The 22,265-nt window shown below is 62.4% G+C and carries 15 protein-coding genes; 7 read left to right on the top strand and 8 right to left on the bottom strand.

What is annotated here, in order from left to right; all coding sequences use genetic code 11:
- Positions 1–271: 271 nt before the first annotated feature.
- A complete protein-coding gene (locus AC6UAL_RS04610; RefSeq protein ID WP_500682192.1) occupies positions 272–2,488 on the bottom strand; it encodes an inorganic phosphate transporter in 2,217 nt (738 codons plus the stop codon).
- A gap of 136 nt (positions 2,489–2,624) precedes the next feature.
- On the opposite strand from AC6UAL_RS04610, the gene AC6UAL_RS04615 reads away from it, so the two are divergent.
- The 3 genes from AC6UAL_RS04615 (at position 2,625) to AC6UAL_RS04625 (ending at position 6,643) form a co-directional block, all read left to right on the top strand.
- The gene (locus AC6UAL_RS04615) at positions 2,625–3,158 is read left to right on the top strand and encodes a gamma carbonic anhydrase family protein (RefSeq protein ID WP_500682193.1); all 534 of its coding nucleotides are present in this window, start codon (positions 2,625–2,627) and stop codon (positions 3,156–3,158) included.
- 142 nt (positions 3,159–3,300) lie between these two features.
- Positions 3,301–4,455, top strand: coding sequence for a UDP-galactopyranose/dTDP-fucopyranose mutase family protein (locus AC6UAL_RS04620; protein ID WP_500682194.1), 1,155 nt, complete (start codon positions 3,301–3,303; stop codon positions 4,453–4,455).
- An 85-nt stretch (positions 4,456–4,540) separates the two neighbouring features.
- Positions 4,541–6,643 (top strand): acyltransferase family protein, encoded by a 2,103-nt coding sequence (locus tag AC6UAL_RS04625; RefSeq protein WP_500682195.1) that lies wholly within the window; start codon positions 4,541–4,543, stop codon positions 6,641–6,643.
- 242 nt (positions 6,644–6,885) lie between these two features.
- On the opposite strand, the gene AC6UAL_RS04630 is transcribed toward AC6UAL_RS04625, so the two are convergent.
- Complete coding sequence (locus AC6UAL_RS04630) at positions 6,886–8,442, bottom strand: MATE family efflux transporter (RefSeq protein WP_500682196.1); 1,557 nt, start codon at positions 8,440–8,442, stop codon at positions 6,886–6,888.
- Positions 8,443–8,620: 178 nt separating this feature from the next.
- On the opposite strand from AC6UAL_RS04630, the gene AC6UAL_RS04635 reads away from it, so the two are divergent.
- Positions 8,621–10,012 carry a tetratricopeptide repeat protein gene (locus AC6UAL_RS04635; RefSeq protein ID WP_500682197.1) on the top strand — a complete coding sequence of 464 codons (1,392 nt, stop codon included), beginning with the start codon at positions 8,621–8,623 and terminating at the stop codon, positions 10,010–10,012.
- Positions 10,013–10,252: 240 nt separating this feature from the next.
- On the opposite strand, the gene AC6UAL_RS04640 is transcribed toward AC6UAL_RS04635, so the two are convergent.
- Complete coding sequence (locus tag AC6UAL_RS04640; RefSeq protein WP_500682198.1) at positions 10,253–13,525, bottom strand: DUF3427 domain-containing protein; 3,273 nt, start codon at positions 13,523–13,525, stop codon at positions 10,253–10,255.
- A gap of 170 nt (positions 13,526–13,695) precedes the next feature.
- Between AC6UAL_RS04640 and AC6UAL_RS04645 the strand changes: the two genes are divergently transcribed.
- Complete coding sequence (locus AC6UAL_RS04645) at positions 13,696–14,619, top strand: NAD-dependent epimerase/dehydratase family protein (RefSeq protein WP_500682199.1); 924 nt, start codon at positions 13,696–13,698, stop codon at positions 14,617–14,619.
- A gap of 132 nt (positions 14,620–14,751) precedes the next feature.
- Positions 14,752–15,471, top strand: a complete 720-nt coding sequence (locus tag AC6UAL_RS04650) for an SWIM zinc finger family protein (protein ID WP_500682200.1) — start codon at positions 14,752–14,754, stop codon at positions 15,469–15,471.
- Positions 15,472–15,701: 230 nt separating this feature from the next.
- On the opposite strand, the gene AC6UAL_RS04655 is transcribed toward AC6UAL_RS04650, so the two are convergent.
- Positions 15,702–16,160 carry a putative sulfate exporter family transporter gene (locus AC6UAL_RS04655; protein WP_500682201.1) on the bottom strand — a complete coding sequence of 153 codons (459 nt, stop codon included), beginning with the start codon at positions 16,158–16,160 and terminating at the stop codon, positions 15,702–15,704.
- A gap of 230 nt (positions 16,161–16,390) precedes the next feature.
- On the opposite strand from AC6UAL_RS04655, the gene AC6UAL_RS04660 reads away from it, so the two are divergent.
- Positions 16,391–17,704, top strand: coding sequence for a malic enzyme-like NAD(P)-binding protein (locus tag AC6UAL_RS04660; protein WP_500682202.1), 1,314 nt, complete (start codon positions 16,391–16,393; stop codon positions 17,702–17,704).
- 252 nt (positions 17,705–17,956) lie between these two features.
- Here the strand turns inward: AC6UAL_RS04660 and AC6UAL_RS04665 are convergent, their stop codons facing one another.
- The 4 genes from AC6UAL_RS04665 to AC6UAL_RS04680 all read right to left on the bottom strand — a co-directional run bounded on the left by AC6UAL_RS04665 (position 17,957) and on the right by AC6UAL_RS04680 (position 22,175).
- Positions 17,957–19,525 (bottom strand): 3-phosphoglycerate dehydrogenase family protein, encoded by a 1,569-nt coding sequence (locus AC6UAL_RS04665; RefSeq protein WP_500682203.1) that lies wholly within the window; start codon positions 19,523–19,525, stop codon positions 17,957–17,959.
- 39 nt (positions 19,526–19,564) lie between these two features.
- Complete coding sequence (locus tag AC6UAL_RS04670) at positions 19,565–20,806, bottom strand: DUF1015 domain-containing protein (protein WP_500682204.1); 1,242 nt, start codon at positions 20,804–20,806, stop codon at positions 19,565–19,567.
- 185 nt (positions 20,807–20,991) lie between these two features.
- A complete protein-coding gene (locus tag AC6UAL_RS04675; protein ID WP_500682205.1) occupies positions 20,992–21,594 on the bottom strand; it encodes a 4'-phosphopantetheinyl transferase family protein in 603 nt (200 codons plus the stop codon).
- Between the two features lie 89 nt (positions 21,595–21,683).
- On the bottom strand, positions 21,684–22,175 hold the full coding sequence (locus tag AC6UAL_RS04680) for a metallophosphoesterase family protein (protein WP_500682206.1): 492 nt from the start codon (positions 22,173–22,175) through the stop codon (positions 21,684–21,686).
- Positions 22,176–22,265: the final 90 nt, after the last annotated feature.

Here is a 22,265-nt window from a genome sequence, read left to right on the forward strand (position 1 = left end):
CAGAAGGCCGGAGCAATGCAAGCCCGCGCACACCCTGCGGCGAACTTGCCGCCGAAACGCACAACCCGCTCCGCACAGCCCGCCCCGCGCCGCCGCGACACGCTTTTCCCCGCCTCCTGCCGCTGCTGCCAACCGGCGGGCAGACAAGCCGCCCGCCGGACCCGGAAGCATCAGGCTGGGAGCGGCCTGCAACAGCCGCCCCGGAAGAGGTGCCCCGCGCCCCGTGCAAGAGGGCGCGGGTGAAAGCTGCGAGGCAGGACCGAACGGGCGGTCACGACTCGAAGAGTTCGCGCTGCTCCTTCAGAAGCGTGAACGACTTGCGCAGCATCACGCGCGTCTCGTTGAGCAAATTGAGATAAAGAATAGCCGTGCGCGTATGCGTCTCATCATCGCTGGCCCGCACTAGGTGGCGCGTGATGAACTCCGCGAACTCGGCGCTCAGGTCATCCCCCTGCCGGATCAGGCGGTCGAGATTATCAAAGCGGCTCTCTTGGAGCATGCGGCAGAGGTCGGGGAAAAGCCCGTCGAGGCGCCGCCCCATCTCCAGCAGATCGGCAGCCTGAGCCTCATTGAGCCCCACGTGGTTGTTGTCGATATGCTTGTAACTCGCCTTGACAATCGAGAGGAGACTCTCGGCAATCGCAATACTGCTCTCATGGATGCGGAAGAGAATCTGCCCCTGCGGCGCCAGATCGGCACTCAGCCCCTGCAAACTCGGCAGCACCATGTTCTCCTTCTCGGCCGCCACCGCCCGGTTAATCTCGCGAGCCTTGCGGCGCAGGCGCTTGAGCGCCTCGCGGTCCTCCTGAAGCAGAGCGCGCACCGTCGCCTTGTAAATGCCCAGTTCGCGGCCGAGGCGATTCGCGGACGTCTCGCCGATTTCGCGCAGCGTATCCTGACGGCTCAGATCGAGAACCTGCACCGTCTCATCGCTGCGGCGACCGTGCAGAATCGACGACTTCACCAGCACAAAACCCGCGATACCCATCATCAAAGCCACACCCCATATCCCGCCGTACATCATCACACTCGCCGTGATGAAGGCCGCCGTGCAGGCGCCGATACCCGTCATGAACCAACCGCCGATCACCGTGAAAACACCCGTGATGCGGTAGACCGCGCTGTCGCGCCCCCAGGCCCGATCCGCCAGCGAAGAACCCATCGCCACCATAAAGGTCACATAAGTCGTCGAAAGCGGCAACTTCAGCGACGTGGCCAGAGAAATCAGCAGCGCCGACACCGTCAGATTCACCGAAGCGCGCACCAAATCGAAAGCCGCTCCCGACTCATCCTCATCCAGCGGGCGAAAACGCTCACCGACAAAACGCGCGACCGGAGCCGGCGTCACCCGGCAGATAAAGCGCGAAGCCCTGATGGCGTAGCGCACGGCGAGGCGAGCCGGCAGGCAAGAGCCGAAGCGCTCCTTGCCGCTGTTGTGGCCGGCGAGCTTCACCTCCGTCTCCGTCACCGTGCGAGCCTTCTTCGAGAAAAAGAGCGCACCGACCATAATCAGACCCGCACCGAGCAGATAAAACAAATTGGCATGCACCGGCTCCGCGAGCGCCCCCATCTTCAGCGAGGCCAAATCACCCCCCTGCGCCACATACTCGGACGCAATGTGGTAACTCGACTCCGCCGCCATGAACACACCGATGAAGTTCACCAAATCATTGCCCGCAAACGCCAGCGCCAGCGCGCAAGTACCCGCGAACACCGTCAACTTGAGCGTATTCGCGCGGAAAACATACTGCAACACCGCGCACAACACCAACCAGAAGCCGAAGGAAAGCGAAGTCGCCACGGCAAGGTGCGCTTCCAGCAGCGCGAGCGTCTCCTTGCTGATGACCGTGCTGCTCTTGAGCCCCTTGAAAACGGCGAAATAGGTGATAGCCGTCAGCGCCAGCGCACTCCAGAGCGACCCGATGTAGCGGTAAGCCGCCCGGTAGCGGAAACTGAAGAGCAGGCGGGAAAACCACATCACCACCACACCGCAGGAAAAAGCCACCACCACCGAACAGAAAATACCCGAAATAATACCCAGCGCCTTGCCCGAATTGATGTAAGCGCCCAGCGACTGCGCCGCCGCCTCATCCCGGCTCATCACGAAAAGAGCCGTTGCCAGAGCCGCCCCCAGCAACTCAAAGACCAGCGACACCGTCGTCGACGTCGGCATGCCGAAGGTATTGAAGAGATCGAGCAGAATCACATCCGTGAGCATCACCGCCAAGAAGAGAATCATCACCTCGTGGAAGGAAAACTCCGCCGGAATGAAAACACCGTTGCGGGCAATCTCCATCATCCCGCCCGAAAAACTCGAACCCAGAACAATACCCACCGCCGCCACGGTCAGCAGCGTGCTGCGTTTCGCCACGCGGCACCCCACCCCCGAATTGAGAAAGTTCGCCGCATCATTCGATACGCCTACAATCAAGTCAAAAACCGCCAACAACAGCAGAATGCCCAAAAGAGCCATGTACATTTCACTCATAGCGCCTCCCTTTTATCACGAAAAACGCAAGCGTGCACGCCTTCGACCGTGAAGAAGACGCCACAGCCCATGTGGCGGTTATGCCACAGAGCGCCCCGCACTTGACCGCCGAAGCGCATCAGGCTATACTCATGCCATGCCCGTGCATCGCTTCCGTCAGCAGCAACCCGAAATCGAACCAGCCGCCTTCGTCGCCCCCTCCGCCGACCTCATCGGCTCCGTCCGCCTCGCCGAAGGCAGCTCCGTCTGGTACGGAGCCGTCCTGCGGGCAGACATCGCCCCCATCGACATAGGCCCCGGCAGCAACGTGCAGGATCTGAGTTGCATCCACGTCGAACGCGACCAACCCTGTCGCATCGGAGCCGAAGTCACCATCGGCCACAGCGTCACCCTGCACGCCTGCACCGTCGAAGACCGCTGCCTCATCGGCATGGGAGCCATCGTGCTCGACGGCGCCGTCATCGGCCACGGATCCGTCGTCGGCGCCCACGCCCTCGTCACCAAAAACACACACATCCCGCCGCACAGCCTCGTGCTCGGCTCACCCGCCAAAGTCGTCCGCCAGCTCGACCCCTCCGCCGAAGCCGCCAACGCCGCTCACGCGCAGGAGTACATCGAACTGGCGCGAGCCTCGGCCGCCTCATGTGATTCGCCGAGAGGTGATCACTGAGCCCTGCCTGCTCCGCCCCTTCCTCCCGAGCATCGCCTGCTCCCCCCTCCCGAGCATCGCCGGAGCCAACGTTGCCCGACCACGGGCAAAAGGCCGCCTCGAGAGACGGATCTCGCACGCGGCACGCCCCCCTCCATCGTTCATGAAACGCGTCCTCATCATCGGCGCCGGCCTCGCCGGCAGCGTCCTGGCCCGCCGGCTGGCGGAAGCCGGAGTCCCCTCCCTCGTCATCGACCGCCGCGACCATGTAGCCGGCCTCTGCTACAGCTCCCGCGACGAAGAAACAGGGGTCGACGTCCATCGCTACGGCCCCCACATCTTCCACACCAACAGCGAACGAGTCTGGACCTTCGTGCAGCGCTTCGTGCCGTGGGTCTCATGGGTCAACACCATCATGGCCACCAACGCCCGCGGCGTCTTCTCCCTGCCCATCAACCTGCACACCATCAACCAGCTCTACGGCACTCGGCTCACGCCCTCCCAAGCCCGCAGCTTCATCGAAAGCAAGCAAGACAAAAGCATCACCAACCCGGCCAACGCCGAAGAGCAACTGCTTCGCTTCGTCGGGCGCGACATCTACGAAACCTTCTTCCGCGACTACAGCACCAAGCAGTGGGGCGTCAGCCCCCGCGAAATGCCCGCCGACATCATCAAACGCATCCCCATCCGCTTCCACTACGGCGAAAACTACTACAACGACCTCTACCAAGGCTTCCCCGTCGGCGGCTACACCCTCTTCGTCCAGCGCATGCTCGAACACGAACTCATCGAAGTAAAAACCGCAACCCCCTTCGACAAAGCCATGGAAGCCGAGTTTGCCCACACCTTCTACTCGGGCCCCATCGACGCCTACTTCGACTACGCCGCCGGCGAACTCGGCTACCGCACCCTCGATTTTCGCTACGAACGCGGGCGCGGCACCCTGCAAGGCTGCGGCTGCCTCAACTACACCGACATGAGCGAAACCTTCACCCGCGGCCACGAACACAAATTCTTCTCGCCTTGGGAGCAGCACGAACACTCCGTCGTCGTCTACGAATACAGCAGAGAAGCCGCGCGCGGCGACGACGGCTACTATCCCAAGCGCTTTGCCGGCGACATGCGGAAACTGGCCGACTACCTGAAACTCGTCGACCAAACCGAGCGTATCTCCTTCATCGGCCGCCTCGGCTGCTACCGCTACCTCGACATGCACCAAGTCATCGCCTCATCGCTCGACTACGCCGACCGCTACCTCGCCGCCCTCAGCCGCCACGAGCTGTCCGAACTGCCCAAGATGTCCGTCAACCCGCTTTGAGTGCCTCGCTTAGCCCGGTCGCAAGCTGCCTCGTCTCTGAAACGTTTCCGTACTCCCTGTTCATTTGCCTCTCCTCGCCGCACTCATGGAAAAGAAACCCTTTCTGACCCACGTCAACGCCCTGCGCGGCGTTGCCATCCTGCTCGTCTTTCTCTACCACCTTATCGAGCGCTACTGCCCGAACGGCTACTACGGCGTCGATGTCTTTTTCGTCATCTCCGGCTACTTCCTCTTCGCGCCGATGCTCGAGAAAATGGACGCAGGGCGGTTCTCGTGGGCGGACTACTACAAGGGCAAGTTGTTGCGCATCATGCCCATGCTCATTGCGATGACGCTGGCCGTTCTGCTGGCCGCCGCCGTCGTTATGCCGGCTGCGGACCTGTGTACCAACAGCCTTGTCGGCCTCTGGGTCGAATGCGGCGTGAGCAATGTCCTCTACGCTCGCCACACCTTCGACTACTTCTCACCCTCTTTGCGAGAAAGTCTTTTTCTGCACACCTGGTACTTGTCCGTTCTCATCCAGCTCCTGATAGCCGCGCCTGTTCTGTGTTGGCTTCTGGCCCGATTCTCAAGCCGTAGCCTTCGGCTCGCCACCCTCGGTACATTGACTCTTATCTCGTTGTTGATTAGTTTTCAGCAGGCCCTGCCGGCAACGGTCGCGGAAAATTTTCCCTCGCTCATCCGTGACGGAGGGAGACTGGGCACCGTGTATTACATGACGGCCGCACGCCTATGGGAAGTGCTTGCCGGAGCCTTTGTCCCGTTGCTGCCGACAAGCAACTCGCGCACGGCGCGCAGCCTCATCTTGCTAGTAGGCCTTGGGCTGATTATCGTCCCCTCCTTCCTGCCCTGCGTCAGCTTGGGTACCCCGCCTGCCGTGGTGTTCGGGGCGATGCTCATCATTCGCTGCGGCGACGGAACCCCGCTGGACCGCTTCTTCCGAAACCGCGTCCTGATGGGGATCGGCAGCATATCCTTCTCTCTCTACCTCGTCCATTGGCCCGTTCTGGCCCTCTGGCGCTACATCGCCGTGCGAGACTTTCGCTCGTGGGAGTTCATCGCCGTCACCATTCTGATTATGGTGCTGAGCTACGCGATGTACCGCTGCGTCGAGAAACGCCGTTTCGCGATCTCAACCACTCTCGTCTGCTGGGGCGCACTGCTAGGACTGACATTCACCATCAACAAAACCCAAGGCTTGAGAGGAATGCTGCATCCCGAAGCAGACGCCTTCCCCCTCTACGACAACAACGAATATCGAGCATGGCAGGAAGCCGAGCGCAGCCCGACCATAGACGACTTCCCCGACGTTTTGCAGCCGCACCGCGACTTTGACAGAACGCGATTCCTCAGCCAAGGCGCGGCAACGGCTCGAGGCTTCTTGTCCGTCGGAGACCGCAGCCGAACACCGAACTTCATCCTCTTGGGGGACAGCTATGCTCACTCCGTCTTCCCGGGGCTGGACCTCGTCGGGAGAGCGCGGCATTGGTCGGGTCTCTACATGCCCATCTACCTTCAACCCTTCATCGGAGGCGTCAACACCCGGCCTCCTGCCCTCGGTGATGCGGGTACGGCAGCACTGATGAAGTGGCTCTCGCGGCATCCTGAGCTGCAATACGTCGTGGTCAACCAGAGGTGGCATATCCGATTCGCTAATGAAAACAGCAGAAAGAAGGACGAGCCCTTCGAGACCACCGTCGCCTGCCTGCGGGAATTCTGCCGCCAAGTTAAACAGAGCGGTAAAACGCTCATTTTTATCATGCCTCAGCCTGAAGCAAGCTTCGACTCGTCGCTGCGAATCGATTCGGTCATCAGCCGACGATCCATCTTTGCATCGGACCCGTACAGCGATATAGACTTGTCGAGCGATGCAGGCGCCTACGAAGAACGCAACGGCGCCATTTGCGAGGCTCTCCGACGTCTCGAGTCGGAAGGGCTGTGCATCCTGCTGGATCCGGTGCCCGTCCTGATGCCCGACGGCGTATTTGAGCCCATCACGCCTGATCGTCACTACCTGATTTACGACGGAGCCGGCCACCTGACCGTCTACGGCGCAACCAAACTCGTTGAGGGCCTAGCCGAGCGCATCGACGCCATCCTCGGAGGAGAAACAGCTCCGAAGCAGGAAGCGGAGCAGCCCGAACTCGATGAAAGCTCAACAAGGCCGTCGCCGCAGGCGGCTCCCTAAGTCGCCTGCCTGCGGCGGCTCCTCCCTTGACATCGGAGGCGGAGCCGCGCTCAGCCGGAGCCGCGTTCAGCCGGAGCCGCGTTCGGAGCGGAGCCGCATTCGGCATGTGCCGACGGAGCTGCGTTCGGCATGCATCGACGGAGCCGCGTTCGGAGCAGGGCCGGGCGACGCGCGCCACCGTCACCGCAGAGGCGGCCGAGGCCGGGGCCTCGGCCCTGCGCCGAACGCTTCCGCAAAGGACTTCACACCTTGCGGCGCGCCCACTTGAGCCCGTTGAGCATGCGGCGCAGAATGACGAACTCCGCGAGCATATCGAGCGTGAAGAGCACCCAGATGCCCAGCAGCGTGATACTCTCCGGCCAGAAGTGATTCCAGAGCACCAGCACCACGAGGCGGAAGAAGCCCAGACAGCCGTACGAAACAAACATCACCCGGCGCGTGTCGCCCGCCCCTCGCAGACTCATCTTAATGACCATCATGGCGGCGAAAATCGGCTCGGCAATCAGGAAAAAGCGGATCACCGGCGTCGCCGCCTCAACCAGCTCGCGCGAATTCGAGGCCAGAATACTCACGAACATCTCCGGGAAAAAGAAAAAGAGAAGACCCATCAGCCCCATGAACATCACCGCGTAGCGCGCGCAGCGCTTCACCGTCTCGAGCGCGAGCCGCGCACTGCCCGTCCCCAAATACTGCCCCACCAGCGTCGCCCCGGCCAGACCGATGGCAAAGCCCGGCAGAAAGCTCATGGACTCAATGCGCACCGCAATATTGTGCGCCCCGATCGCCGCATCACCCAGCCCGGCAATCACGCGCAGAACGTAGATTTGAATGCACCAGATGCCGCCCACCTCGAGCGCCTGCGGAAGCCCGATGGACACAATGCGCCACATCTCGCCGAAGTCCGGGCGCAGCGAACGGCGATTCAGATAGAGCGGCGGCACATAGCTGCTGCCCTTGCGCTCACAAAACGCATCCAAATCCGCCCCCTCGGCAGGGCTTGCCCCCTCGGCAGGGCTCGCCCCCTCGGCAGGGCTTGCCCCCTCGGCGGCTGCGCGCATGGCCCGATGGATGCGCAGCGTGCGCCGCACCAGAATCGAGAGAAGCACCGTGACAGCCACCCCCATACCCCCGAGCAGGCCGTAAGCCAAACCCGCGATGCCCAGATCAAAGACATACACAAAAACGAGGCTGAAGAGAATATTCAACCCGTCGACCAGCAGCATGATGATGAAAGGCGTACGCGTATCGCCCGCGCCGCGCATAGCTGCATTGACGGCAAACACAACGCCCGAAAGCACGGCCACCCAGCAGGCAATGTGCATGTACGTCAGAGCCACCTCCGCCGCATAATCGCGCAGCAACACCACATCCTTGATGAAAAAATCCGCCGTTGCGAACATCAGCAGCGACGAAAGCAAGCCCGCGAGAAAACCCAGCACCGCCGCCTGATTCGTCGTATAATTGGCACTGCCGAAGCGACGCGCTCCCGTCATGCGGCTCACGATGGCCGTCGCCCCCATGCCCACCGCCCCCTGCATCAAAAAGCCCAGAAGCATAATCTGGCTCACCACGCCCATGCCGGCGGCAATCTGCTTGGTCATCTCCTCGGGCGTGCCGAGGTGCGTAGCCAAAAAGAGCGACGTAATCGAGCAGATGAAACTCAGCGTATTCTCCATCAGCGGCCAGAAAGCGATGGATACGATTTGCGCGGGCAAACTCTTGCCCGCCAACTTGCCGCCGAGCTGACCCTTCACCATCCCGGCTCGCACCCTGCCGTCGCGTCCGTCTCCGATACTCATGGCTGAGTTTATTTAATCACAGCCGGCTAACTTTGCCCAGCAGAAAGTGAAGCCCGCAGCGATTCCGTGCATGACCGCACCGCGCCTGCCTCACTCGTTCAGCTCCCGCGTCACTAATGCGCTTGACATCTCGGCCGTCTCTGGCAGAATCAACAACAAGCTCCTCCACCCCTTCGCCATGAAACTGATTCGCCCGTCCGCCCACGCCCTGCTGATTCTCAGTGCCGTCTGCACCCCCCTCTTGGCCGAAGAAGAGGAGGATAGCCCCACGCGCATCGTCGTGACCCTCGACGCCGACGAACTCCGCGCCGCCGCCGAGCAGGGTGACCCCGTCAGCCAGTACAACCTGGCCGTCTGCTATGCAATGGGGCAGGGCGGCGTGGAAGCATCGCTCGAAGAAGCCGCCCAATGGCTGCGCCGAGCCGCCGAACAGGGCCAGCGCATGGCCCAGTACAACCTCGGAGCCCTCTACGCGGAAGGCAGCGGCGGCCTCCCGCAGTCGGACGAAGAAGCCGCACGTTGGTACCGCCTGGCCGCCGAACAAAACGTCGTCGAGGCCCAGTACAACATGGGCGTCTGCTGCGAGGCCGGCCGCGGGGTGCCCGCCTCGCCGGAAGAAGCCGCGAAATGGTTTGCCCGGGCGGCGGAGCAGGGCGATGCCCAGTCCCGGTTCTCACTGGCCCGCTGCTATGCCGAAGGCCGCGGCGTGCCCGCCTCGCCCGAGAAAGCCGCCGAACTCTACCGCTTGGCCGCCGAGCAAAACCTAGCGGAAGCCCAGTGCGCCCTCGGCGATTGCTATGCCGCCGGGCTCGGCGTCGAGACCTCGCTCGACCAAGCCCTCCTCTGGTACCGCAAAGCCGCTGATCAGGGCAACCCCGTTGCCCAATGCGTCATCGGCAGCTACTACCTCGCGGGCGAAGGCCAGCCGGCATCCCCGCAACAAGCCGTCGCATGGTACCGCAAAGCCGCCGACCAAAACTTTGCCGCGGCCCAAGTCCTCATGGGCGACTGCTACATCCAAGGCCTGGGCGTCGAAGCCTCGGCCGAGCAAGCCGTCCTCTGGTACCGCAAAGCCGCCGAGCAGGGCGACCCCGTCGCGCAGTACAACCTCGGCGTCTGCACCGAAACAGGCCGCGGACTCCCCGCCTCGCAGCAAGAGGCCGTCGCGTGGTATCGCAAAGCCGCTGATCAAGGCTTTGCTGACGCGCAGCACGCCCTTGCCGCCTGCTACCTCGAAGGTCGCGGCGTGCCCGCCTCCCCTGAAGAAGGCGTCCGCCTGCTTCGCGCCGCCGCCGAGCAGGGCTATGCCGAATCTCAGTACATCCTGAGCCTTTGCTACCTTGAAGGACGGGGTCTCAAAGCCTCCCCCAAAGAAGCCGCCGACTGGATGCTCAAGGCCGCCGAACAGAACCACCCCGGCGCCCAGTTCACCTTGGCCATCCTCTACGCGAGAGGCGAAGGCGTGCCGCAGTCAGAATCCCGTTGCCTGCTTTGGCTGCGCCGCGCCGCCGCCAACGGCAGCGACGACGCCCGCGCCCTCCTGCGCCGACACGGCATCTCCACGGACTGAGCTCAACCCGGCAGACAGAGCCGCAGCAGCCGCAGCCCTACCGATAAGGCCCGCAGACCGAGGTTTACAGACTAAGGTTCGCCGACCGAGACCCGCTGACCTCGGCCCTCAGACCGAGGCGGCGTCGCGCGAAGGCGGCCGACGGGCTCCCTCGGAAGCCGATCTGCCCCTCAGCCGCCCCCGTCGTGCGCTCGTCCCCTCAGCCCTCGTCGTGAGCTCGTCCCCTCAGGCTCGTCCCCCTCAGATGAGCACGCGCTGCGCCCACCGCAGCACCTCCGCCGGCATCGGCCTCTCCAGACGCCAGCGAATGCTCATCGGCCGGCTGCCTTCGTGACTCACGTAGTGCAGCGGTCCCAAAAAGACGTAAGGCTCGGTCAGCCCCTGCGCATTGCGGCGGCAGCGCCGCAGAAACAGCATCGGGCGAATCCCCCTCTCCTCGTGGTGAATGAAATTCTGCCCTGTCGGGCTCTTATCCGCCGTCTTTGACTGACTCTGCCAGTGAAAGAGCGTCTCGCTGATGGCGTAGTCCTCGTACATCGTCGTCGGCGAGAACAAGCGCTCATCCTTCTCAATATCCGCCAGGAAAAGATAAATGTTGCGCTCCTTCAGGAAGTACACCCCCTCCTGAAAGAGCGTCCGACTCTCGAAACGCGACACCCCGAGCGCCAGCATCACCTGCTCGCGCGTGTAGGCCGCATGCAGGCGAAGCGCCCCCATCCCCTCAACGAACTCTCCCGCCGGATGCGCCCCGTGGCGCAGGCGCCAGCTCGCCAACTCCTGAAGATCGCGCTTCAGCCCCGGCGAGTCACAGCAGGCAGCATGCAGCTTTTCCAGACCGTATTGTGCCGCCATATCCTGACTCCAGAGCACCGAATAAAACAAACTTGCCGGCGACGTCCCGTCGCTACCTGCGGGCAGCTCGGAGGTCTGCAGCCCCTGAGCCGCCTCGCGCAGCAGCTCAGCGTCCGTCTGAAGCAGCAGACGGCGCATCCCCTTCGCCAGCGGCGTTTCATAAAGCACGGCCACATCCTTCTCCTCCTCCGCGGCCTCGAGCAGCTCCTCCTCCGGCCGGCCCTGAAGGATGCAGGGGAGCCCACGCGCATAAATATCATCCGGGCTGTCGCAGCCCAGCAACTCCATCATATCCCCCAGCGGCAAAACGGCTCCGCCACGTCTCTGCCTCTCCTTATGAAGCTCCGCACAAATACCGCTTCGCGAACTCAGGCGCTTCAGATGCGCGCGGACATTCGCCAAAACACTCTCCATCGCCGTCTCCTCCAGCGACACCATGCAGCCCGTCGGCAAGTCCGTAAAGCCTGATTTGAGCTGCCCCTCCATACGCTTGAGACCGCAGGGGCGGCAGCAAAGCGCCTCGAAGCGGCGCGCATAGTTGAACGAACCGTGCTGCGCTGCGATGAAATCAAAAACCGTCAGATGCGCCTTATCGCGGTCGACGCGCAGCCCGCGCCCCAGCTGCTGAAGAAACACCGTCAGACTCTCCGTCGGTCGCAAAAACAGCAGCGTATCCACGAAGGGCAGGTCAACACCCTCGTTGAAGAGATCAACCGTAAAAATCACATTCACCTCACAGCTCTCCAGCATGCGGCGCGCCTGCCGCCGCAGCTCACCATCGCTTTTGCCCGTCAGAGCAAGAGCCGGCAGCCCGCGGCGATTGCAGAAATCCGCCATAAACTCCGCATGGCGCACCGTCACGCAGAACCCGAGAGCCCGCATGCCGCGCAAATTCTCCACGCGGCGATCCAGCTGAGCCAGCACCCAGCCGGCGCGCTGTTCATTGTGCTCCAGCAAAGCCCCCAGCTCCTTCGTGTCATATCTGCCCGCGCGCCAATCCAGCCGCGAGAAATCCAGCTCGGGCTCATCCGCAAGACCGAAGTAGATGAATGGGCTCAAGAGCCCCGCGCCAATGGCATCCGCCAAGCGCAACTCATGCGTGAAACGCCCGCCGAAAAGCGGCAAGATATTCACGCCGTCCATGCGCTCGGGCGTCGCCGTCAACCCCAACAAGCAGAGCGGCTCAAGCCACTCGAGCGACTTGAGATAACTCGATGCCGCGCTGTGGTGAGCCTCATCAATCACCACGTAATCGAAGGCCCGAGGACTCATCCCCTCCAGACGGACATTCAGACTATCCACCGTGCAGAACCAGCTCCGGCTTTCATCTCCGGGCTTCGGTGGGTGCGTGCCGTCCACCGGAACACCGAAATCACCGTCGCGCAGCACCTGCCGAAAACTCACCAGCGCCTGGCGGAGAATCTCCACCCGGTGCGCCAGAAAAAGCAGGCGGGCCCCGCGGTGTTCGCGGCGGAAGCGCGCGAAATCAAACGCTGCCACCATCGTCTTGCCCGTCCCCGTTGCCGCCACAATCAAGTGACGATTGATACCGGCCCGTCGCTCACGCGCAATCGCCTCCAGAGCCTCCAGCTGATGCGTGCGCGGCTGCAAATCGTAAAAAACCGAAACCGGAGCATTGTCCGCCGCCGCCCCGGCCGCCCCGGCCTCGTGCGGGTGCTTCTCCCTCTCCAGCGCAGCGCGCAACTGCGACAGCTGCGATACATCGAACGAGCGAAAATGGCGCCTATCCTCCCAGTGCGATTCGAAAGACGCCGTCACCGCCTCCCACAGATGCCGCAGCTCCCGCTGGCTGATCTTCACATTCCATTCCAAGCCCTGATCGAGCGCGTACTTCGACACATTCGACGAGCCCACATAGGCCGAACCGAATCCCGTTGCACGGTGAAAAATATAACTCTTCGCGTGCATGCGCGTCGCACTCGTATCATAGCAGATCCGTACCTCGGTATTCGGCAGCTCGCAGAGCCGTTCGATTGCTTTTGAGTCCGTCGCGCCGATGTACGTCGTCGTCGCCACCCGCAGGCGAGGCCCGCCGTCCGGCGCCGGCGTCGCCGTAAAATTCTCCAGCGTCGGCATCAGCGCCGACAGACCCGAAAGGCGGATAAACGACACCAGCCAATCCGCGCGGTCGCAGCTCCTCAGCTCGCGTGTCAGCTCGGCGAGCAGAGAAGGCGAACCCTCAGCCCCCGTCAGAAGAGCCGAGCCCCCCAGCGGTGTTGTCGGCAGCAGAGCTTTGAGACTCTCAAAACTCTCCTCCTTAGCGAGCCTCAGGCCGCGTCGGCGAATCGCCATCAGACGCTTCGCCTTCGGCTCGCCCTTCCCCTGAGCGCCGTCCTTGCTCTCGATCGGCGCCGGCAAAAGCAGCCCGTGCAGCATCGAGCGAAACGACTCATCGCAGAGCACCGCACGCAGCTGCGGCAGCCAACGATCCGGCGGCACATCCCCGCAGCGAGCGCGAAGAAAGTTGAGAATCTCCACACTGAGGTGAGATGAGAGCGCGAGCAGCAGACCCTCCCCCTCCGGCGCGCTATCATAAACTGCCCGCCACCGGCTTGTATCCAACCGTTCCAGCGCTGCCTTCCGAGCCTCCGTCAGCAGCAAATCGTAAAACCCCTCGTGTAGAAAGGATGCGTCGTCCATCACGCTCTCCAGGATACCAGGATGCGGCCGAAAGTCAACGCTCAGAGAGGCAAAAGACGAGCTGACCGTCCGCCGCCTGAAAGTTGCGTTGCCGCAGCTCAGGCTTTTTCCTTGCCAAAAAGTGCGTTCGGGGCTATACTCTCGGCGTTAACATCCCCCACTCTCACAACATGAAGATTCTCATTACCGGCGGCGCCGGTTTCATCGGTTCGCATATCGCAGAGCATTATCAGGGTATCGCAGAGGAGATCCGCGTGCTCGATAACCTTCGTACCGGCTACAAGAAAAACCTCGACGGTCTCAACGTGACCTTCATGGAGGGGTCTATTACGGATCGCGAGCTTGTCGCTAAGGCGGTTGAGGGTATTGATTACATTTTCCATATGGCGGCTCTGGTCTCGGTGCCCGAGTCGATGACGAAGATTCGCGAGTGCATTGATCTCAATGTCAATGGTCTGCTGACGGTGCTCGAGGAGGCTTCCAAGGCGGGTGTCAAGAAGGTTGTGCTGGCTTCGTCCGCGGCTATTTACGGCGATAATCCCGTGGTGCCGAAGGTCGAGACGATGTACCCCGAGCCGAAGAGCCCCTACGGTATTACGAAGCTTGACGGTGAGTATTACATGGAGATGTTCCGCACGACGGGGCAGGTTAACACGGGCTGCTGCCGCTTCTTCAATGTGTTTGGCCCGCGTCAGGATCCCAAGGGTGCCTATGCCGCCGCCGTGCCGATTTTCATGGAGAAGGCGATCAAGGGCGAGGATATTACGGTCTTCGGCGACGGTGAGCAGACGCGCGATTTCATCTACGTTAAGGATATTGTCGGCGCTCTGACTTACGTCGCTGAGCATCCCGAGGTGACCGGGGTGAACAATGTGGGCTACGGTGGTCAGATGACGATCAACAAGCTCGCGGAGATTATCATTGAGGCGGCGGGTTCGTCGTCGAAGATTGTGCACCTGCCGGAGCGTCCCGGCGATGTCAAGCATTCCCGCGCCTGCGCCGATAAGCTCATGGCTGCCGGCTGGAAGCCGCAGTTCTCGCTCGAGGAGGGGCTCAAGACGACGCTTGAGTATTTCAAGAGTGTGACGAAGTAAGTGCGCTATGCGGCGCGTTCTCTTGCCGCTGATGAGGCGGTGAGGGGAGTTTTTTCGGTGCGGGAGCGCCCCTCCCGCACCTTTTCTTTTCACGGCTTTTGTTTTTTTATATCTCTTTTCGGGTGTTCGGCGATGTGTTGTTGCGATTCGGATGATGGTGCGCCGCGTCTGAGGACGGCTGATTTGGCGCGTCTGGCTTCGCAGCGTTTGCGCGAGCTGCGCGAGGAGGGGCGTGAGCTTCATCCCGTTGTCGGGAAGGGGCGCCGTCTCGCCGACCACTTCTGGGGGAGCGCTTGGATGCGTCGGCTGGCCGATGGCGAGGAGGGAGGGCTTTGTTTGGCGCCCGGGCGCCGTTTGCTGCGCCACGGTTGCGTGCTCGATTTGCGTATTGCCGAGGGGCGCATGGAGGCTCTGGTGAGTGCGGATGTGCTTTATGAGGTGGAGTTGCGCTTGGCGCCTCTCGATGGCGAGCGTTTGGAGGCGCTGCGTGCGGCGTGTTGCGGGCACATCGCGTCTTGCGTTTCGCTGCTGGAGGGCAAGCTCGATGCTCCGCTGCTGGAGCGGCTTTGCGACCCGGAGACCGGGCTGTTGCCCGGCCCGGAGGATTGGCGCATGCGCTGCAGCTGCCCCGACTGGGTGGAGCCCTGTCCGCATGCGGCGGCGGCGATTTATGCTGCCGGTGTTTTGATTGACGAGGATCCGTCGCTGCTTTTCACGCTGCGTTCGCTGCGGCCGGAGCAGCTGATGAGTGCGCCGGAGGAGGCTTTGGCCGCTGCGTCTCCGGATGGTCTTGCGGCGCCGTCGGAGCTCGACGCGCTGGCGTCGGCGTTCGGCATCAAGATTGAGTTGTAGGCCCATCCGGCAAAACGCCACCGCTGCTTTCGCGGCGGTGGCGGACGGAAAAATGGCAGTGCGACTCAGCCGGAGGGCAGCCGATGCGGCCGAGGCAGCCGGGCGCAACTGACGCAACCGAGCACTGACGCAGCCGGGCGCTAACGCAGCCAGGCACTGACGCCGCCGGGCGCTAACACCGCCGAGCACTGACGCAGCTCGGCATGCGGATGCGGCCGGGCTCTGCGCCGTCAGCTCAGCAGCGCACAGCTGCCTTTGACGAGCCAGTAGCCGCCGAAGACGAGCCGGACGAAGAGGATGAGGGCAAGCAGGAAGGGCTTGGGCCCGGCCTTCATGAACTTGTCGAAGCCGGTTTCAACGCCGAGGGCCGTCATGGCCATGGTGAGCAGGAAGGTGTCGATCTGCTCGATGACTTTCAGGCCTTCGGCGGGGATGAGATTGAAGGAGTTGAGGACGATGCCGGTGCGCAGGATTTGTTTGGAGCAGAAGCTGATGCCGGGGTTCCATTCGGCGGGTACTTGTCGCCGCAGGGTGTTGGCGAAGAGCATGCCGACGATGATGCCGACGATGAGCGGGCTGAAGCGAAGTTGCTTGATCCAGCTGAAGTCTGCGAGGTAGCAGGCCGTGCAGGAGAAGAGCACGATGAGGAGGATGCCGGAGGAGAATGATGCCTTGTTACCGGTTGTCATGGCGCGACATGATAGAGGATGAGGCGGGTCTGGCAAGGCTGAATTGCGGGTTGGGGGCGTTTTTTTCGTCGGGGCTTCGCTTTGGGCCGATGGTTACGGCTGCGGCGGCAGCGGAAGTTTTTTGCTGTACAGCTCATTGACGGGCAAGAAGATGTGTCCCTTGTGAAAAACTTGACTTGCCAATCGGGAAAAAGGCGATATAATGTTCCCTCAAACCATACGCGAGTTTCATGAGCAACGATCTGGCTGATAATGCCCTGACATATCACGAGCAACCCCGACCCGGTAAGTTGGAGGTGCTCCCCTGCAAGTCCTGTTTTACGATTGATGACCTGACTCTGGCCTATTCTCCGGGCGTGGCGGAGCCATGTCTTGAGATTGCGCGCGATGCGACGCTGGCGTCGAAGTACACGGGCAAGAGTAATTTGGTCGGCGTGATCAGCAACGGTACGGCCGTGCTCGGCCTCGGCAATATCGGGGCTCAGGCCGCCAAGCCGGTGATGGAGGGCAAGGGTCTGCTCTTTAAGGTTTATGCAGATGTCGATGTTTTTGATATCGAGCTTGATATCAAGAAGCCCGAGACGCTGATCGAGGTGATCAAGACGATGGAGCCGACCTTCGGTGCGATCAATCTGGAGGATATCAAGGCTCCGGAGTGCTTCATCGTGGAGCAGCGTTTGCGCGAGGAAATGAATATTCCCGTTTTTCACGACGACCAGCACGGTACGGCGGTGATTTCCGGTGCGGCTCTGCTGAATGCGGCTCACCTGACGGGGCGCCTGTTGCAGGATATGAAGTGCGTGGTGTGCGGCGCCGGTGCGGCGGGTATTGCCTGCGCGAAGTTTTACATGGCTCTCGGCGTGCGCCGCGAGAATATTTTTATGTTTGACTCCAAGGGCCTGATTCATACCGGGCGTTTGGATTTGCACCCGACGAAGGCGATTTTCGCTCAGAGTGAGGATTGCACGCTCGAGGTGGCGTTGCAGGGGGCGGATATCTTCCTCGGGCTTTCGAAGAAGGGCTTGCTGAAGCCCGAGATGGTGAAGAGTATGGCTCTCCATCCGATTATTTTCGCCTGCGCGAATCCCGATCCCGAGATTACGTACGAGGATGCCAAGGCCGCACGCCCCGACTGCATTATGGGCTCCGGCCGCAGCGACTGGCCGAATCAGGTGAATAACGTGAGTTGCTTCCCGTACATTTTCCGCGCGGCTCTCGATATGCAGGCGACCTGCATCAACGAGGCGATGAAGATTGCTGCGGCTCGCGCTCTGGCGGATCTGGCTCGCGAGGAGGTGCCCGCCGAGGTGGTGGCGGCCAACGCCGGTCAACCGCTTACCTTCGGCAGTGACTACGTGATTCCCAAGCCCTTTGATCCGCGCATGATCGAGTACCTCTGCCCCGCGATTGCGGAGGCGGCGGTGATTTCCGGCGTGGCGCGCCGCCCGATGCCCGACAAGGAGGCCTATAAGGCGGAGCTGAAGTCTCGCATCGCGCGTGTGCGCGAGCGCACCAAGACCTTGGTGGAGAGCTATAAGGCCTGATAGCGCGAGCGCCGACAGAGAGAGCGAGCCTTCCGGCGATGCTTGTCGCGCCGAGAGGATGATGATGCCGAGAGGTTTATCATGCCGAGCCACAGTCCCGAGACGGGGCTGTGGCTCGCTTTTTGGCTTCGGGGCAGGGAATATGACAAAACCCGCCGCTGACGCGGAGTCGGCGGCGGGTTGCGCATCCGTTGTTCGGTGCCTGTCGATTGCTTTTTCGGGTGTCTGCCGTGCCGAGAGCGGGAGGGAGCCTCACATGCTCAGGGCAATGTACTGAGACGCCTCAATGGCCTGTGCGATGGCGAGAGCCTGCTCCTCGCTGACGGGGAGGTTGGTTTTGATGACGGCGAGGGCGTCGCCGGAAGCGGGATCTCGGGGCGCGATGATGTTGTCGATGTTGATGCCGGCCTGCGAGAGAGCCTGACCGATCACGGCGATGACGCCGGGGCGATCTTTGTAGCGCAGCACTAGGGTGTTGCCGGAGAGGGCGGCATAGAGGTGGTCGAAGACGCCGAGGCGCGAGATGACCGGCTGGCCGTCCACGAGCATGCCGCGAACGCTCGACTTGTGCTGCTCGCCGTCTGCCTCCATGAAGAGATCGAGCGTGAGGGCGTCATCGTAGAGCTTGTCGTCGAGGGGCTCGCGGGCGACAAAGACGATGCCGTGTTCGCGCAGCGAGGCCTCGGCCGCAGCGGGCATCAGCCCGTGCTCCGCCCCGGGAACGGCTCCCTCGAGAATCCACGGCGTGAACCACTTGCGGTAGGCTCGCAGGTTGTTGTAGAAGGTGCACTCAATGCGGCGAATGGGCTTGCTGCCGCCGGCTCGGTAGGCGAGCTTGCCCAGCATGGCGGCGAGCTGCAGGTGAGCCGGATTGAGGTCGGAGGGCTTTTCGGCGTTGACGACGCATGAGGTATCGCCCTTGCTGAAGTAGGCGTCCATCTGCGAGGCGGCGCGCATGGCGGCCATCTTGTTGGCTTCCTTGGTGTTGGCGCCGAGGTGCGGCAGCATGAGATCGGCGATATCGGCGCTGGGCTGCTGGGCTGCGGCATCCTTCGGGTGCACGTCGGTGCAGTAGATGATGTTTTTGCCGGCTTTTTTGGCGGCGCGCAGGGCGTCTTCGTCAATGACGCCGTAGCGGGCGCAGTTGATGAGCATGGCGCCGTCCTTCATCTTGCCGATGAGCTCGGCGTTGATCATGCCGCGCGTGGAGGGGCCGCCGGGTACGTGGATCGAGATGATGTCGGCCGTCGAGAAGATTTCATCGAGCTCGGCGGGTGTGGCCCCGATGTTGATGGCTCGCTGGCGCGACAGGAAGTGATCGTAGCCCAGCACCGTGCACTCGAAGCCTTGGAGGCGCTTCACCAGCATGCGGCCGATGTTGCCCAGACCGAGAATGCCGACCGTCTTGCGGGTAAGCTCGTGGCCCATGTACTTTTTCTTGTTCCACTCGCCGGCGCGCGTGGTGACATCGCCGGGGACGATGTAGCGGTAGGCGGCCAGAATCATGGCGATGACTTCTTCGGCGACGGCGTTGGAGTTGGCGCCCGGGGTATTCATCACGTCGATGTTTTTGCTGCGGGCGTAGACGTAGTCGATGTTGTCGTAGCCGGCGCCGGCGCGGATGACGCATTTGAGCCGGGGCAGCGCGTCGATGATGTCTTTGGTGACTTTTTCGGAGCGGACGATGAGGCCGTCGGCGTCCGGGTTGGCCGCTACGAGGGCTTCAATCGGGTCGTTGTCGTTTTGTACGACGTCGTAACCGGCGGCGGCGAGGGTGCCGGCAGCGGCTTTGTCGAGCTTGGTCGGAATGAGGATTTTCATGGTGAAAAAACGAATGGTGGGGGGTGAAAGACGAAGGACTCAGCGTTCAATTTCGTGCACGAAGAGGCCGGAGCGCAGCTTCGGTTCAAACCACGTCGACTTGGGCGGCATGATGGCTCCGCTGTCAGCCACGCGGAAGAGGTCGGCCATGGTGACCGGGCAGAGGGAGAAGGCGACGCCCTTGCCGCAGCGTGCCTCAAGCTCGCCGAGTCCTCGGATGCCGCCGACGAAGTCGATGCGCGGGCTGGTGCGCGGGTCGTCAATGCCCAAGATGGGAGCGAGCAGGTTGCGCTGCAGAATCGCGCAGTCGAGACTTTCAATGGGGTGCCCTTCGTCGTAGCTGCCGGCTTTAGCTCTCAACACGTACCACTTGCCGCCGAGGCACATGCCGAACTCGTGCTTGGTGTGCGGCGCGTGCGGTGCGCCGGGTGCGGCGGGCTCCACGGTGAAGGTCTCGCCGACCTTCGCGAGGAAGGCTTCGGGGCTGAGGCCGTTGAGATCGGCGACGATGCGATTGTAGTCCATGATGAAGAGGTCTTCATCACAGAAGGTGACGGCCATGAGATAGTTGAACTCTTCCGCTCCGCTGTAGTCGGGGTGTTGGCGGCGGCGCAGATCCGAGACGGCGGCACTCGAGGCCGTGCGGTGGTGGCCGTCGGCGATGTAGAGGTGGGGCACTTCTTCAAAGCCTCGGCGGATCGACTCGATGACGGCGGGAGCATCGACGGGCCAGAGCAGGTGCGTGACGCCGTCGCTGCTTGTGAAGTCGTATTCGGGTTTGTGAAACTTGATCCACTCGCGGATCTCGGCGGCGATGCCCTCGTGCTTGCGGTAGGCGAGGAAGACGGGCTCCGTCTGCGCGGAGCAGGCGTCGAAGTGGCGGATGCGGTCCAGCTCCTTCTCCTTGCGGGTGAGCTCGTGCTTCAGGATGGTGTTGTCTCGGTATTCATCGACGGAGGCGCAGCCGACGATGCCGGTTTGCACGCGTCCCCACATGATTTGGCGATAGATGTAGTAGCAGGGCGTCGCGTCGCGCACCAGAAAGCCGCGGCGGATGAAGTCGGCGAGATTCTCGCGGCTCTTCTCATAGGTGACGTCGTCGTGAATGGCCTCGTCGCTCGTGTCGATGTCCGCGCGGCAGATGTGCAGGAAGGAGGAGGGATTGCCGGCCGCCATGGCGCAGGCTTCATCGTGGTTCATGACGTCGTAGGGAAGGCAGGAGACTTGTTCGACGCAGTGTTTCGGGGGACGCAGGGCGGCAAAGGGGCGGATGGTGGCCATGGTAGTATAAGGTTTTGCTTGCCCCTATCCTAGCAGAAAGATGTCTGATGTCAAGATTTCTCCGGCGCAGCTTCTTCTCCGAGCCGAGCGTGTCGTCCGGGCGGGGCAGGAGAGAGTCCGGGCGGGGCTGGAGCGGGCGTGGCATGGCAGGCGTGCGGCTCTTGCCCGAGGGAAGGGCGTGCGGTTCAGCTGTCGTCGCAGGCGACGGCGCCGCTGTAGCCCGGTGCCGGGGTGAAGAGTCTCAGGCAGCGAGGCGGCTCGCCCTGCAACAGGCGGATGCGCCCCTGCTCGCAGGTGAAGGGGTAGCGGCGTGCCTGCCAGAGGCTCAGGCCGTCGCGCTTGATGAGAGCCTCCATGGTGCACCAGCAGTCGAAAAACAAATCAGCGGGGCAACCTCGGGCGCGGAAGGCTTCGAGTTGCGCTTCGCCCATGAAGCGCTTCGCCAATTTGTCAAAGGGCCGTGCGCGGTGTTTCTCGATATCAACGCCGATGGGGCTGTGGGCAAAAGCCAGACACAGCAATTCGCCGCTGTGGCTGATGTTGAAGTGCAGGGGAATGTCTTCGCCGGGAGCTGCGTCGAGCTCGGGCTTGCCGTGTTCATTGCGGCGCAGCCTCAGCTGCGCGGGGGGCTGCCCCAGACGCCGCCCTAACTCTCGGCGCAGCAGGCTGCGCACCAAGAGGTAGGGCTCGCCTCGGCGCTCAGCTTCGCGGCGTTCGTCAGCACTGAGCAGAGCCGGATCCGCGAGGCGGCTCGGCAGTTCGCTGAGTCTGACAACGAGGTAATCCACGGCGGAAAGCGGGGAGCGAAGGGAGGCGGGGCTTGGCGGATGGGCGACGGGACTCGACGGCGAGTTTGGCGGCGGGCTTGACGGCGGCTTCAGAGCCGCCGCATGGCCACTTCGTTGGTGTCGGTGTTGTAGACGGCGAATCCGGCCGGGCATCGGTTGCCGCAGATTTCACCGGGGTTGGCGACGAGTGTTCGACGAATCATCAGTTGCTCCTGCACGTGTGTGTGCCCGAAGAAGACGGCATCGTAGAGCTGCTTTTCGACGGCGCGCGCGGCGTCCTCCATGTGGTGGGTGATGAAGATGCGCCGCCCGCCGAGGCTCAGATCGCCTTCGGTGCCGTGGTGGTGCAGGTCGCGCATGCCCGAGGCGAGGCTGAGGTGCGACTTGCGGTCGTCCTCATTGTTGCCGAAGACGAGGTCAATGGGGTGCGGCCATATGTCGCGCAGCAGGCGCAGGGTATTCAGTCCGCTCAGATCACCCATGCAGAGCAGGTGTCGGCAACCGCACTTATCTGCTTCGCGGAGGGCTTCGATCAGGTGCATCTCATGGTCGTGGATGTCGGAAATAAGGGCGATGAGCATGGTGAAATAGTGGTTGATGATTGCAAAATTCGACGATGTGTAGTTTATCGGCAAAGCCGACAAGACCGTATCATACTAGCAGGGCAAATG

This window comes from Candidatus Parakkermansia intestinigallinarum (assembly GCF_944389695.1).
In the GTDB taxonomy this organism is placed as follows: domain Bacteria; phylum Verrucomicrobiota; class Verrucomicrobiia; order Verrucomicrobiales; family Akkermansiaceae; genus Akkermansia; species Akkermansia intestinigallinarum.